The sequence below is a fragment of the Massilia sp. CT11-137 genome (assembly GCF_047302885.1).
In the GTDB taxonomy this organism is placed as follows: domain Bacteria; phylum Pseudomonadota; class Gammaproteobacteria; order Burkholderiales; family Burkholderiaceae_D; genus Telluria; species Telluria orientalis.
Window position 1 is genome coordinate 2,701,307 of the sequence record NZ_JBKYMP010000001.1, and the last position, 12,632, is coordinate 2,713,938.

Annotated in this window: 11 protein-coding genes and 9 tRNA genes; 12 read left to right on the forward strand and 8 right to left on the reverse strand. The window is 66.9% G+C overall.

Features of this window, described 5'->3' with window-relative positions; translation table 11 throughout:
• Positions 1-109 precede the first annotated feature (109 nt).
• The 12 genes from gltX to ACEN98_RS12305 all read left to right on the forward strand — a co-directional run bounded on the left by gltX (position 110) and on the right by ACEN98_RS12305 (position 6,069).
• Positions 110-1,501: a glutamate--tRNA ligase gene (gene gltX / locus ACEN98_RS12250; protein WP_413384667.1), complete on the forward strand. Its 1,392-nt coding sequence runs from the start codon at positions 110-112 to the stop codon at positions 1,499-1,501.
• Positions 1,502-1,553: 52 nt separating this feature from the next.
• Positions 1,554-1,629 (forward strand) — tRNA-Ala (locus ACEN98_RS12255).
• A gap of 28 nt (positions 1,630-1,657) precedes the next feature.
• A tRNA-Glu gene (locus tag ACEN98_RS12260) sits at positions 1,658-1,733 on the forward strand.
• Positions 1,734-1,802: 69 nt separating this feature from the next.
• Positions 1,803-1,878, forward strand: a tRNA-Ala gene (locus tag ACEN98_RS12265).
• Positions 1,879-1,914: 36 nt separating this feature from the next.
• Positions 1,915-1,990 (forward strand) — tRNA-Glu (locus ACEN98_RS12270).
• 104 nt (positions 1,991-2,094) lie between these two features.
• A tRNA-Ala gene (locus tag ACEN98_RS12275) sits at positions 2,095-2,170 on the forward strand.
• Between the two features lie 24 nt (positions 2,171-2,194).
• Positions 2,195-2,270, forward strand: a tRNA-Glu gene (locus ACEN98_RS12280).
• Between the two features lie 49 nt (positions 2,271-2,319).
• Positions 2,320-2,395 (forward strand) — tRNA-Glu (locus tag ACEN98_RS12285).
• 34 nt (positions 2,396-2,429) lie between these two features.
• A tRNA-Glu gene (locus ACEN98_RS12290) sits at positions 2,430-2,505 on the forward strand.
• Between the two features lie 68 nt (positions 2,506-2,573).
• Positions 2,574-3,722 (forward strand): elongation factor P maturation arginine rhamnosyltransferase EarP, encoded by a 1,149-nt coding sequence (earP, locus tag ACEN98_RS12295; RefSeq protein ID WP_413384670.1) that lies wholly within the window; start codon positions 2,574-2,576, stop codon positions 3,720-3,722.
• Positions 3,723-3,788: 66 nt separating this feature from the next.
• Positions 3,789-4,364, forward strand: a complete 576-nt coding sequence (locus ACEN98_RS12300) for an elongation factor P (protein WP_259447543.1) — start codon at positions 3,789-3,791, stop codon at positions 4,362-4,364.
• A 124-nt stretch (positions 4,365-4,488) separates the two neighbouring features.
• The gene (locus tag ACEN98_RS12305) at positions 4,489-6,069 is read left to right on the forward strand and encodes an amidase (protein WP_413384672.1); all 1,581 of its coding nucleotides are present in this window, start codon (positions 4,489-4,491) and stop codon (positions 6,067-6,069) included.
• On the opposite strand, the gene ACEN98_RS12310 is transcribed toward ACEN98_RS12305, so the two are convergent.
• The 8 genes from ACEN98_RS12310 to ACEN98_RS12345 all read right to left on the reverse strand — a co-directional run bounded on the left by ACEN98_RS12310 (position 6,053) and on the right by ACEN98_RS12345 (position 12,620).
• Positions 6,053-7,462, reverse strand: coding sequence for an MFS transporter (locus ACEN98_RS12310; protein WP_413384674.1), 1,410 nt, complete (start codon positions 7,460-7,462; stop codon positions 6,053-6,055). The genes ACEN98_RS12305 and ACEN98_RS12310 overlap by 17 nt on opposite strands.
• A gap of 3 nt (positions 7,463-7,465) precedes the next feature.
• Complete coding sequence (locus tag ACEN98_RS12315) at positions 7,466-7,972, reverse strand: TssQ family T6SS-associated lipoprotein (RefSeq protein ID WP_413384676.1); 507 nt, start codon at positions 7,970-7,972, stop codon at positions 7,466-7,468.
• A gap of 20 nt (positions 7,973-7,992) precedes the next feature.
• A complete protein-coding gene (locus ACEN98_RS12320; RefSeq protein ID WP_413384678.1) occupies positions 7,993-9,201 on the reverse strand; it encodes a hypothetical protein in 1,209 nt (402 codons plus the stop codon).
• Positions 9,202-9,313: 112 nt separating this feature from the next.
• Complete coding sequence (gene dbpA / locus ACEN98_RS12325) at positions 9,314-10,723, reverse strand: ATP-dependent RNA helicase DbpA (protein ID WP_413384680.1); 1,410 nt, start codon at positions 10,721-10,723, stop codon at positions 9,314-9,316.
• Between the two features lie 49 nt (positions 10,724-10,772).
• Positions 10,773-11,036 (reverse strand): hypothetical protein, encoded by a 264-nt coding sequence (locus ACEN98_RS12330; RefSeq protein ID WP_413384682.1) that lies wholly within the window; start codon positions 11,034-11,036, stop codon positions 10,773-10,775.
• 63 nt (positions 11,037-11,099) lie between these two features.
• Positions 11,100-11,176: transfer RNA gene (locus tag ACEN98_RS12335), tRNA-Met, on the reverse strand.
• A 55-nt stretch (positions 11,177-11,231) separates the two neighbouring features.
• Complete coding sequence (locus tag ACEN98_RS12340; protein WP_413384685.1) at positions 11,232-12,395, reverse strand: methyltransferase; 1,164 nt, start codon at positions 12,393-12,395, stop codon at positions 11,232-11,234.
• Positions 12,396-12,407: 12 nt separating this feature from the next.
• Positions 12,408-12,620, reverse strand: coding sequence for a hypothetical protein (locus tag ACEN98_RS12345; protein ID WP_105375634.1), 213 nt, complete (start codon positions 12,618-12,620; stop codon positions 12,408-12,410).
• Positions 12,621-12,632: the final 12 nt, after the last annotated feature.

The following is a 12,632-nucleotide window of genomic DNA, read 5'->3' on the forward strand; positions in this document are numbered from 1 at the left end:
TCGGTCATCGTGAGTAACCATGTTGCAGGATCGCTCGCTTCGCCATTGCCGGGCCTCGCGGTAAAATAGCCGCTTCACTAATATTCATGCGTTCCCTTCGCATCCGACCATGACCGTCCGTACCCGTTTCGCTCCCAGCCCGACCGGCTATCTCCACCTCGGCGGCGCGCGCACCGCGCTGTATTCGTGGGCTTTTGCCCGCCATTTCGGCGGTACCTTCGTCCTGCGCATCGAAGACACCGACCTGGAGCGTTCGACGCCGGAAGCCGTGCAGGCCATCCTGCAGGGGATGGAATGGCTGGGCCTCGCGCACGACGAGGGTCCGTTCTACCAGATGCAGCGCATGGACCGTTACCGTGAAGTGGTGAAGGGCATGCTGGAAGCCGGCACGGCCTACCTGTGCTACTGCTCGCCGGAAGAAGTGGAAGCGATGCGCGAGCGCATGCGCGCCGCCGGCGACAAGCCGCGCTACGACGGTACGTGGCGCCCGGAACCGGGCAAGTTGCTGCCGCCGGTACCGGAAGGCGTCAAGCCCGTGGTGCGCTTCAAGAATCCGCTGGACGGCGAAGTCACGTGGCACGACGTCGTCAAGGGCCCGATCACCATCGCCAACAAGGAACTGGACGACCTCGTGATCGCCCGTCCGGACGGCACGCCCACCTATAACTTCTGCGTCGCCGTCGACGACTGGGACATGAAGATCACGCACGTGCTGCGCGGAGACGACCACGTCAACAACACGCCCCGCCAGATCAATATCCTGCGCGCGCTGGGCGCCGAGCTGCCGCAGTACGGCCACCTGCCGATGATCCTCGGCCCGGACGGCCAGAAGCTGTCGAAGCGCCACGGCGCCGTCAGCGTGATGGAATACCCGGAGCAGGGCTATCTGCCGGAAGCGATGCTGAACTACCTGGCACGCCTGGGCTGGAGCCACGGCGACGACGAGATCTTCTCGATGCAGCAGTTCACCGAGTGGTTCAACCTCGACCACCTGACGGCGTCGGCCGCGCAGTTCAATCCGGAAAAGCTGGGCTGGCTGAACAACCACTATATCAAGCAGGCCGACAACGAGCGCCTGGCCGGCCTCGCGCGTCCGAAGATGGAACGCGAAGGCGCCCAGTTCGACGGCGCGCCGCCGCTGGCCGCCGTGCTGGGCCTGATGAAGGAGCGCACCAACACGATCAACGAGCTGGCCGATGCCGCGATGCTGTTCTACCGCGAGCCGAAGCCGGACGCGGCGCTGCTGACCCAGCACCTGACGGACGCCGTGCGCCCCGCGCTGGCCCAGTTCGCCGAGCGCCTGCGCGACGTGGAATGGACCAAGCCGGCATTGTCCGCGATGATGAAGGAAGTGCTGGCCGCGCACGGCCTCAAGATGCCGCAACTCGCCATGCCGCTGCGCCTGCTCGTCACCGGCCAGCTGCAGACGCCGGCCATCGACGCGGTGCTGGAATTGTTCGGCCGCGACACCGTGCTCAAGCGAGTTGGCAAGGGGCTGTGACTATTTGCGTAATGCAAGTGCGTCCGCTATAATGCTCGCACTTCAGCGCTGCGGGGGTATAGCTCAGCTGGGAGAGCGCTTGCATGGCATGCAAGAGGTCAGCGGTTCGATCCCGCTTACCTCCACCAACTCTGAAGTGCAGTAGTCGTAGTCCAGGTCCCCATCGTCTAGAGGCCTAGGACATCACCCTTTCACGGTGAGTACCGGGGTTCGAATCCCCGTGGGGACGCCAGATTCGGCAGCGACGTTGAAAAACGACGTAAGCAGTAAATGTAGTGTGTTATAGTGCTGTTTTCCCGTAGGGGGTATAGCTCAGCTGGGAGAGCGCTTGCATGGCATGCAAGAGGTCAGCGGTTCGATCCCGCTTACCTCCACCAAGCAGGGAAAAACAGGGTAACACAGTGCAGTCCAGGGTCCCCATCGTCTAGAGGCCTAGGACATCACCCTTTCACGGTGAGTACCGGGGTTCGAATCCCCGTGGGGACGCCAAGATTTTTATCTACTGGGGTCAGAGCCCGAATTTCTCGGGTGGGCTCTGACCCCGGCAGAACAGAAGGTTGTGCAAGGAAGCCGCCTTGAGCGGCTTTTGTTTTGGGGGTATAGCTCAGCTGGGAGAGCGCTTGCATGGCATGCAAGAGGTCAGCGGTTCGATCCCGCTTACCTCCACCAAGAATACGTAGTAGCGAAGTTCAGGTCCCCATCGTCTAGAGGCCTAGGACATCACCCTTTCACGGTGAGTACCGGGGTTCGAATCCCCGTGGGGACGCCAGTTTTGATGTAAGATGCCTGCGATCAGGCATAGCGGTAAAAGTTCCAGGGTCCCCATCGTCTAGAGGCCTAGGACATCACCCTTTCACGGTGAGTACCGGGGTTCGAATCCCCGTGGGGACGCCAAGAATACGGCAAGCAGTAGTAAAAACAGTTTTAGGTCCCCATCGTCTAGAGGCCTAGGACATCACCCTTTCACGGTGAGTACCGGGGTTCGAATCCCCGTGGGGACGCCAGTCAAAGACCGGAGCAGACCACCCGCACATGCGGAAAGGTGCTCCGGTTTTTCTTTGGGTCCGCGACCATGCACAACGATCAACGCTCCACGACTCTCGCCATCTTCTGCAAGGTGGTCGACAACTTCGGCGACATCGGCATCTGCTGGCGCCTCGCGCGGCAGTTCCACCGCGAGCATGGCATCGCGGTGACCCTGTGGGTCGACGACCTCGCCAGTTTCCGCCGCATCTGGCCGGGCGTGTCCGTCGCTGCCGACGAGCAGGTGGTCGACGGCGTGCGGGTCCTGCACTGGCGCGACCAGGACGGCGCCTGGGCGCCGGCCGACGTGGCCGACATCGTCATCGAATTCTTCGGCGTCGACATCCCGCCGGGCTATATCGCCGCGATGGCGCAGTGCGAGCCGCGGCCGGTGTGGATCAATTACGAAGGCCTCAGCGCGGAGGAGTGGGTCGAGGGTTGCCACGCGCTGCCGTCGATGCATCCGCGCCTGAAGCTGACGAAGCATTTCTTCTTCCCGGGTTTCACGGACAAGACGGGCGGGCTGCTGCGCGAACGCGATCTGCTCGAGGCGCGCGACCGCTTCCAGGCCGACGCGGCGGCGCGGGCCGGTTTCCTCGCGCGGCTGGGCGTGACGACGGACGAGGCAAGCGCGCTGACAGTCAGCCTGTTCTGCTATCCGCACGCGCCGGTCGCGGAGATGTTCGCCGCATGGCGCGATGGCGACCGGCCCGTGACCTGCCTCGTGCCGCAAGGCGTCGCGCGCGAGCAGGTGGCGGCGTTCGCCGGCGCCGGCGCCGTGGCGACGCACGGCAATCTCACGGTCCGCACGGTCCCGTTCCTGGCGCAGGACGATTACGACCGCCTGCTGTGGTCGTGCGACGTGAACTTCGTGCGCGGCGAGGATTCCTGGGTGCGCGCGCAATGGGCGGGTCGACCATTCATCTGGCACATCTATCCGCAAGATGAAAACTTGCATCATGTTAAACTCCGCGCGTTCCTGCAACAGTACGCGGCGAACCTGGGCAGCCTGATCGATTTTTCCCTGCGCTGGAATGGCGTGGAAGGTAATGCTCCGGCGGATTGGCGCGCGCTGTGGACATCGCTGCAAGCCAGTTTGCCGACGATTCGTGAACGCAATGCCGAATGGCAGGCGCAGATGTTGGCGCATGGCGACCTGGTGAGCAATCTGCTGGATTTCGCCCGGTCGCTGCGGTAGGCGGCGGACGAGGAACATGGTATCATGCTTGATTACTGCAACTCATTTTTAGGTTAAAACCCTCCTATGAAACCCGCAAAAGAAATCCGTGTCGGCAACATCATCATGGTTGATGCCAAGCCTTTCATCGTGCTGCGCTCCGACGTCAATGGCTCGAGCCGCACGGGCTTCACGTACAAGTGGAAGATGAAGAATCTTCTCACCAACGCACCGCTGGAAAACGTGTTCCGCGGCGACGACAAGTTCGACGTCGTCGTCCTGGACAAGAAGCCGGTGACCTACTCGTACTTCGCCGACCCGCTGTACGTCTTCATGGATGAAGAGTACAACCAGTACGAAATCGAAGAAGAAAACCTGGGCGACGCCATCAACTACCTGAAAGACGGTATGGAATGCGAAGCCGTGTTCTATGACGGCAAGGCCATCTCGGTCGAACTGCCGATCACCATCGCGCGCCAGATCATCTACACGGAACCGGCCGTCAAGGGCAATACCTCGGGCAACGTCCTGAAGGAAGCCAAGATCGAGAACGCCATCGAGTCGAAGCAGTTCACCATCCAGGTGCCGCTGTTCGTCAACCAGGACGACGTCATCGAGATCGACACCCGTACCGCCGAGTACAAGAAAGTCGTCCGCAACTAAGCCGACGCGCTCTTACGAAAAACGCTGTCCATCGGGCAGCGTTTTTTTTGGGCGGTACCTCCGACACGCGCTCATGTCAAATAAGCAAGATCCTGTTATGCTGGAGCATTCACGAGGAGAATGCATGGACCGCAGGGATTTCGTTCGACTGGGCCTGGCGGCGAGCGCCGCTGCCGGCGTGACTGCGCCGGCAGCGGGCAAGGAGCTCGATGCCGTGCTGGACGCCGGCGTACGCGAGCAGCAGGCGCTCATGGAAACGGGCAGGCTGACGTCGAAGACGCTCGTGCAGCGCTACCTCGCGCGCATCGCCGCCATCGACAAGGCCGGGCCGCGCCTGAACGCCGTCATCGAACTGAATCCCGACGCCGCCAGGATCGCCGCTGACCTCGACCGCGAGCGCAAGGCTGGCAAGGTGCGTGGGCCGTTGCACGGCATCCCCGTCCTGTTGAAGGACAATATCGCGACGGGCGACAGGATGAGCACGAGCGCCGGCTCGCTCGCGCTGGACGGCGTGCGCGCCACGCGCGATGCGTTCGTCGCGGCGCGCCTGCGCGCGGCCGGCGCCGTCATCCTCGGCAAGACGAACCTGTCCGAGTGGGCGAACATGCGCTCGACGCATTCCGTCAGCGGCTGGAGCGGACGCGGCGGCCAGACGCGCAACCCGTACGCGCTCGACCGCAACACGAGCGGTTCCAGTTCCGGCTCGGGCGCCGCGATGGCGGCCGCGCTCGCCACGCTCGCCATCGGCACGGAGACGGACGGGTCGATCGTGTCGCCGGCGTCGATTTGCGGCATCGTCGGCATCAAGCCCACATTGGGCCTGGTCAGCCGCAGCGGCATCATCCCGATCGCGCATTCACAGGACACGGCCGGCCCCATGACACGCACCGTGGCCGACGCCGCGCTGCTGCTCGCGGCCATCGCCGGCGCCGATCCGGACGATGCCGCGACGGGCGCCATGCCGGGTAAGCCGGCCGATTACGCGGCGGCCCTGCGGACCGACGGCCTGCGTGGCCGCCGCGTCGGCGTCGCGCGCAATTTTTTCAATAACCCGGCCGTGAACGCCGTGATCGAAGCCGAGCTGGCCGTCCTGGGCGCGCAGGGCGCGACGCTCGTCGACGTGCAGGTGCCCAACGTCGACAAGTACGGCGACACGGAACTGGAAGTGCTGCTGTCCGAATTCCGTCCCGACCTGGAGGCGTACCTGGCCGGCTACGCACCGCACGCGTCCGTGAAAACGATGGCCGACGTGATCGCGTTCAACGACAGGCACGCCGCGCAGGAACTCCGCCACTTCGGCCAGGAACACCTGATCGCGGCGGCGGCCCGGCCGGGCCTCGACGCCAGGGCTTACCGCGACGCGCTCGCCAACAGCCAGCGCTACAGCCGCGAAGAGGGCATCGACCGGATCCTGCGCGAGGAAAATCTGGATGCGCTGGTCGCGCCGACGGGCGGCACGGGCTGGCTGACCGACTACATCAACGGCGACCATGATGGCCCCGGCTTTTCGTCGCCCGCGGCCGTGGCCGGTTACCCGCACGTGACGGTCCCGGCCGGCTTCGTGCACGGGCTGCCCGTCGGGCTGTCGTTCGTCGGCGGCGCGTGGAGCGAAGCGGCGTTGATCGCGATGGCTTATGCGTACGAGCAGGCGAGCCAGCGGCGCCGCGCGCCGACGTATCCGGCGTCCGTCAACCCGCGCGCCTGACCCAGGCGAACGCGCAGATCGACGCCGCCAGCGCGCAGGCGGCGCACACGACCATCGCCACGTGGAACGTCGCCAGCAGTGCGCGGCCTTGCGCCGTCAGGACGACGCCCAGCAGCGCCGTCGCGATGAGCCCGCCGCCGCGCGCGACGGCGCTGTTGAAGCCGGACGCGACACCCGTGTGATGGGCGTCCACGGACGACAGCACGGCCGTCGTCAGCGGCGCCGCCACGCACGCCATGCCGACGGCGATGACGAGGATGGCGGGCAGCACGGTCGTGGCATAGCCGCCGTCGCCGATGCGCGCGCCCAGCAGGAATCCACCCGCGACGATGAGCGCGCCGATCGATAACGGTAGCCGCGCCCCGTGGCTGCCGGCGACCTTGCCCATCAATGGAGAGCCGATCGCGAGGACGATGGGAAACGGCAGCAGCGCCGCGCCGGCCTGCTTCGCCGAATACTGCAGCGCCTGGATCAGCACGAACGGCACGAGCAGCATCAGCGCGCCGAGGGCGCCGTAGAGCAGGAACGTCATCAGGTTCAGGCCGGAAAAGGTGCTCGATCCGAACAGTGTCAATGGCAGCATCGCCTTGTCGCCCGCCCGCCGCTCCGCCCACAGGAACCCCAGCAGCACGAGCACGCCGGCCGTCATCGCGCCGCCGGATGCGGCCGTCACGCCCTTGTCGGCCGATGCCGCCGCCAGGCCCCACGTCAAGCAGCCCAGGCCCACGCTGGCCAGCAGCGCGCCGGCCGGATCGAGCGCAACGGGCTTCTCGCCGCGCGGCACGCGCACGTAGCGCCAGCCGAGGAACATGGCCACGGCCGCGATCGGCAGGTTAATGTAAAACGCCGCGCGCCAGCCGACCGTATCGATGAGCCAGCCACCGAGCAGCGGTCCGATCGCACCGGCCGCCGCGCCGGCCGCGGCCCAGATCCCGATGGCCTTGCCGCGCGCCTTGCCGTCGAACGTGGCGCCGAGGATCGCCAGGCTGTTGGGCAGAAGGAAGGCTGCGCCCATGCCTTGCAGCACGCGCCCGCCGACGAGCAGCCACAGCCGTGGCGCCCACGCGCACAGCAGCGAGGCCAGCGCGAACGTCGCGATGCCGGCGAGCAGGATGCGGCGCCGGCCGTAGCGGTCGCCGGCCGCGCCGCCCAGCAACAGTAACGAGCTCAAGGGGAGGAGATAGCCGCTCACGACCCACGACAGGTCCGCGCCCGCGCCGCCCAGGTCGCGGCCGATGGCGGACAGGCCCACGTTGACGACGGAGCCGTCGATGAAGGCGAGGCTGCTGGCCAGGATCGACGTGGCCAGCACCAGGTGCGGGTGGTCGGTGTGGCCGCTCGTCGGCGTACTGTCGGCCAGCGGGCGATCGCAATGGGCCGGCAGCGCGCTCACGTTCTAGCGCGGCGTCGCGGCCTGCTTGGCCTTCGTGAAGACGGGCCCCCACAGCGGATGGCCGTGCTCGCCGGGTGCCAGGTCGAACGACGGGTCGAGGCGCAGCGCGCGGTCGAACGCCTGGCGGCACGGGCCGGGACGCGACGTCACGCAATAGCTGAACGCCATGTATTTCAAGGCCGTGAGGCGCGTGGCGAGCGGGCCGTTGTTCACGTCGCGCGCGGACAGGCGCCGGATCGCGCCGTTGTAGTCGCCGTCGTTGTACAGCCGGATGCCTTCCTGCAGGCCTGCGCTGGGCGTGGACACGTCGTCGCGGTCGCGCGGTTTTTCCTTCGGCCGCGCCGGGGCTTCGCGCACCGCCGGGGTGTCCCGGTCCACGGTCGATGTCGCCTTTGGATGGCTGGGACTGCGTGCCGGTTTCTTGTCGAAGCCGGGCAGGTCGGCGCAGCCGCCGAGCAGGGCGGCTGTCGCGGCCAGCAGGATGGCGTGGGCGAAGCGGTGGGTCTTCATCGGTCTCCGGTCGTGGGTCATCAGGGTTCCGCCGTGAAGTCGACGGTGATCTGGCCGTCGCTGCTCGCCGTGTCGACCTCGAGCACGCGGTCGTGGAAGTTCGGGTTCGTCACGCGGATCGTGTGGCGGCCGGGCGCCAGCACGAGGCGCTTGACGGGCGGACTCACGCCGCGGTCGACGTCGTCGACGTAGACGACGCCCCACGGCTGGATCTGCAGCTTGTAGACGTTGCCGTTCGGTGTGACGACGACACCGGGCAGCCGGGTGTCCGGCGCGGACTGGGCCTGGCCGGCGGCGATGGGCGCGGCCGGGTTGGCGGGCGTTTGCGGTACGGCCGCCGGGCTCGCTGCCGGCGAATCCGGTGCGACATAGCCCTCGCCGCTGTCCAGTGCGCCCGCAGCCGCGGCGCCGGTCGCGACGGACGGTTTATCGGCCTGCTGGGGCAACGTGAGCACGACGTGGTCGAACGAGCCCGAATCGCGCATTTCCGCGAACATGGCGAGTGCCAGCGCGATGAGGACGGCGCCGCCGCCGGCCGCGACGGCCCAGCGTTGCCAGCGGTTCAGGTTCAGGGTTCGGCGGGGGCGCTCGGCGGCCTGCATGAACGCGGGCGGCACGGCTGCGGGACCGAGGTCGGGCGCGGGCACCGGCGCGGGCGCGGGCGTGGGCGCAGGCGCGGGCGCGGGCGCGGGCGCAGGCGTGGGCACAGGCGCGTCGGGCGGCATCGGTGGCGTCATGTGCGACGCCACCGCGGCCCCGACGGGCGGACCGAGCGGGACGATGCCGAGCAGGTCGCGTAGCTGTTCGATGCTCTGGGGACGGCGCGCCCGGTCGGGATCCATGCAGCAGTCGATGGCATTCACGAGCGAATCGCTGTAGCCCTCGGCCCGACCGGCCAGCGGGCCCGTGGGGGCGAGCTCGCGCGTGATGGCGTAATGGATGATGCGTGCCAGGGCGTTCAGGTCATCGGCCTCCTGCGCTTCCGGCGGGCCGAAGTCGGTGGGAATCAGCAGCGGCTCGCCATTCTCGTGGAACACGATCGTGTCGGGCGTGATGGCGCGATGCGGCATGTGCATCGCGTACTGCAGTTCGAGCGACTGCAGGATCTGGCGTAGGATCTTGCGGCACCAGACTTCGTTGACCTGTTCGGGACTGTACTCGACGATGTCCCTGACGGTGCGGCCTTCGAGGTGCTGCTGCTCCGGTCCGATGGTAGTTAGGCTGGTCATTTTGCTAAGGCATGGGCTTGGCAAAATCATGCCAGATTTGTAGCACCGGTGCCCGAGTACAACTCAACCGTGCGCGCCTGTTACAACTGTTACAAGCGCGGCCTGTCGACTATCAGTCGTCGATGAAACGCATCTTGAAGTTACGGCCCTTGATGGTGCCGAATTCCGGTCCCAGCGGATTGTCGCTGTTCAGCCGGTCGAACGCCTGCTGTGCGACCCGGCGGTCGAGCGCGACGTAGCTGACGAATTCGAAGATGGCGATCTTGCCGACCTGTTCCTTCGTGAGGCCCGCGTCGCCGGTGAGGGCGCCCAGCAGGTCGCCCGGACGCAGCTTCTCTTTCTTGCCCCCGGATACGCACAGCGTGATCATCGGTGCCGGATCCACCGCGCCGTCGTCGTCGGCCAGTTCGTCGAGCGCATGCCACTCGGCCGTGAAGCCCTGCGCGTCCTCGATCAGCTTGACCCAGCGCTTTTCGTTCGGCGCGCACAGCGACAGCGCGACGCCGTTCGCACCCGCGCGCCCCGTGCGGCCGACGCGGTGCACGTGCACTTCCGGATCCTTGGACACGTCGACGTTGATGACGGCTTCCAGCCCCGCGATGTCGATGCCGCGCGCGGCCACGTCGGTGGCGACGAGCACCGCGCAGCTGCGGTTGGCGAAGCGCACGAGCGTCTCGTCGCGCTCGCGCTGTTCCAGCTCGCCGTACAGCGCGAGCGCGGAAAAGCCTTGTTCGCGCAGGGCATCCGCGACTTCGCGGCAGCGCGCCTTCGTGTTGCAGAATGCGATCGCGGACGCGGGGCGGTAATGGCGCAGCAGCCGCGCGACGGCATCCACGCGGCCGTCGAAGCCGATCTCGTAGAAACGCTGCTCGATGCGGGCCGGCGCGTGCGCCGTGTCGACGGCGACCTCGAGCGGATCGCGCAGGAAGCGCGCGGTGGCGGCGCGGATGTCGTCAGGATACGTCGCGGAGAACAGCAGGGTCTGGCGATGCGCGGGGCATTCGCGCACGATGGCCGCGATCTCGTCGTAGAACCCCATGTCCGTCATGCGGTCGGCCTCGTCCAGCACGAGGGTGCGCAGGCGCGCGAGGTCGAGCGTGCGGCGCTGCAGGTGGTCGCGGATGCGCCCCGGCGTACCGACGACGATGTGCGCGCCGAACTGGAGTGACGCGATCTGCGGACGCATCGAGATGCCGCCGGTCAGCACGACGACCTTGACGTTGCCGATGCCCCGCGCCAGGCGGCGGAGCTCGTTCGCCACCTGGTCGGCCAGCTCGCGCGTGGGGCACATGACGAGGCCTTGCACGGCGAACAGGGTCGGGTTCAGCTTCAGCAGCATGCCAATGCCGAACGCGGCCGTCTTGCCGCTGCCCGTCTTGGCCTGCGCGATGAGGTCGCGGCCTGCGAGTGCGAGCGGCAAGGTGGCCGCCTGCACGGGCGTCATGTCCTTGTAGCCGAGCTGGTCGAGATTGGCGAGGAAGGGGGCTGCGAGCTGCAGGGAAGAAAAGGCGGTGTCGGACATGGTGGCGGCGTTTCGTTGGCGCGACGAACCGGCGTTCATGTCGCGTGCTTCAGGGTGCCGGCTTCCAGACAGGCAAGCCGGTAAGGTCCAGATCGGGATCGTGTTTCCAGACCGGCAGGCCGGTCGCATCCGTTTCTGCCAGGTTCATCAGCATCAGCTGTTCCTGTTTCTGTGCCGTGCGGCGCGCCCGGGGACGCTTGGCGGGCGCCGGAACTGCGGACGGAGACGAAGAAAGAGCCGCGGCGTCATCGTCATGTGGCGCCGGCTCGAAGCCGGGCAGGTCGAAGGTCGCGTTGTCTTTCTTGTCTCTCATGCGCTGCGCTGGCCCAGAAAACAAAAGCCCGGCTACGAGAGTCGGGCTTGTTGTTACGGAATTTGGTTGCGGGGACAGGATTTGAACCTGTGACCTTCGGGTTATGAGCCCGACGAGCTGCCAGACTGCTCCACCCCGCGTCTGAGAACGCTATTTTAACCCGATCGGCGCCGGAGCGCAAATCGGGTTGTCGATTCATGAGCTGGCCACCCGCAGGCGCCACAGCGACGTCACCTCGGCCATGCGTGCCGCGGCCAGCGGATCGTCGGGATCGCTGGCCTTCGGGTGCGTGGGACGGATGTCGTGGCGGCCGGCGACGTCCAGCCCCGCCTCGGCGATCCAGCCGAGCAATTGATCGCGCGACCGCAGGCCCAGGTGCTCGGCCAGGTCGGACAGGATGAGCCAGCCTTCGCCGCCATGGCGCAGGTGCTCTTTCAATCCCGCGAGGAAACCTTTCAGCATGCGGCTGTCGGGATCGTAGACGGCGTATTCGATGGCGGAGCTCGGCTTGCCGGGCAGCCAGGGCGGGTTGCAGACGACGAGGTCGGCGCGGCCCTCGGGATACAGGTCGGCGCGCACGATCTCGACCTGGCCGGCGAGACCCAGGCGTTCGACGTTGGCACGGGCACAGCCGAGCGCGCGCTCGTCCACGTCGGTGGCGAGCACGCCCTGCATGCCGCGATGCGCGAGCACGGCCGACAGCACGCCCGTACCGGCACCGATGTCGAACGCGAGGTTCGCGCCGGCAGGCAACGGTGCCTGCGCGACGAGCTCGACATATTCGCCCCGCACGGGCGAGAACACGCCGTACCACGGGTGGATGCGCTCGTCGAGGGCGGGAATGAACACGCCCTTGCGGCGCCACTCGTGCGCGCCGATCACGCCCAGCAGTTCGCGCAGCGAAGCAACGTACGGTTCCGTCGCCCCACCGTAGGCTTCCGTGCATGCTTCGCGGACGTCGGGCGCGCGGCGCAGCGGGATGCCGTGGTCCGCGTCGAACGGCATCAGCAGCATGGCCAGCGTGCGTGCGCGCTGCAGTTGCGCGAGGCGGTGGCGGTGGAATTGTTCGGTGAGCGTCGCCGGTGCCTTGCCGGCCTTCGCGCGTTTGGCGCGCGAACCTTTATGGTCGACGCGGCGCACGAGTGCCTGCAGCAGCTGGCGTGCGTTCTGGAAGTCGCCGCGCCACAGCAGCGCCGTGCCGTCCAGCGCATGGCGCCAGGCTGCATCGGCGCTCATCGTGTCGTCCGCGAGCACGACCTTCCGCGGCGCCGGCCACCCGCTTTCCGAGCGCCAGCGCGCCGAGCGTTCCTCGCCGTGTTCGATCCAGTGGATGCGCGCCGCGCCGTCGGGAGTCGTCATCGCCGCGTCCGATCAGTGGTGGTGGTGCCAGTGGAGTTCGTTCGACTCGACGAAGGATTTCACGGCGTCCGGATTGCCGGTCGCGTGGCGCTTGATTTCGCCGCATTCGCAAATGCCCTGGTAGGGCTGGATGTGCGAGCAGGCAGATACTTTCTGCAGGGTGACCTTGACCGGCTTGGCGCATTTGGCGCACTTGAAGGTCAGGAAACGGGCGGGTTTGGTCATGATGAAAGTGAG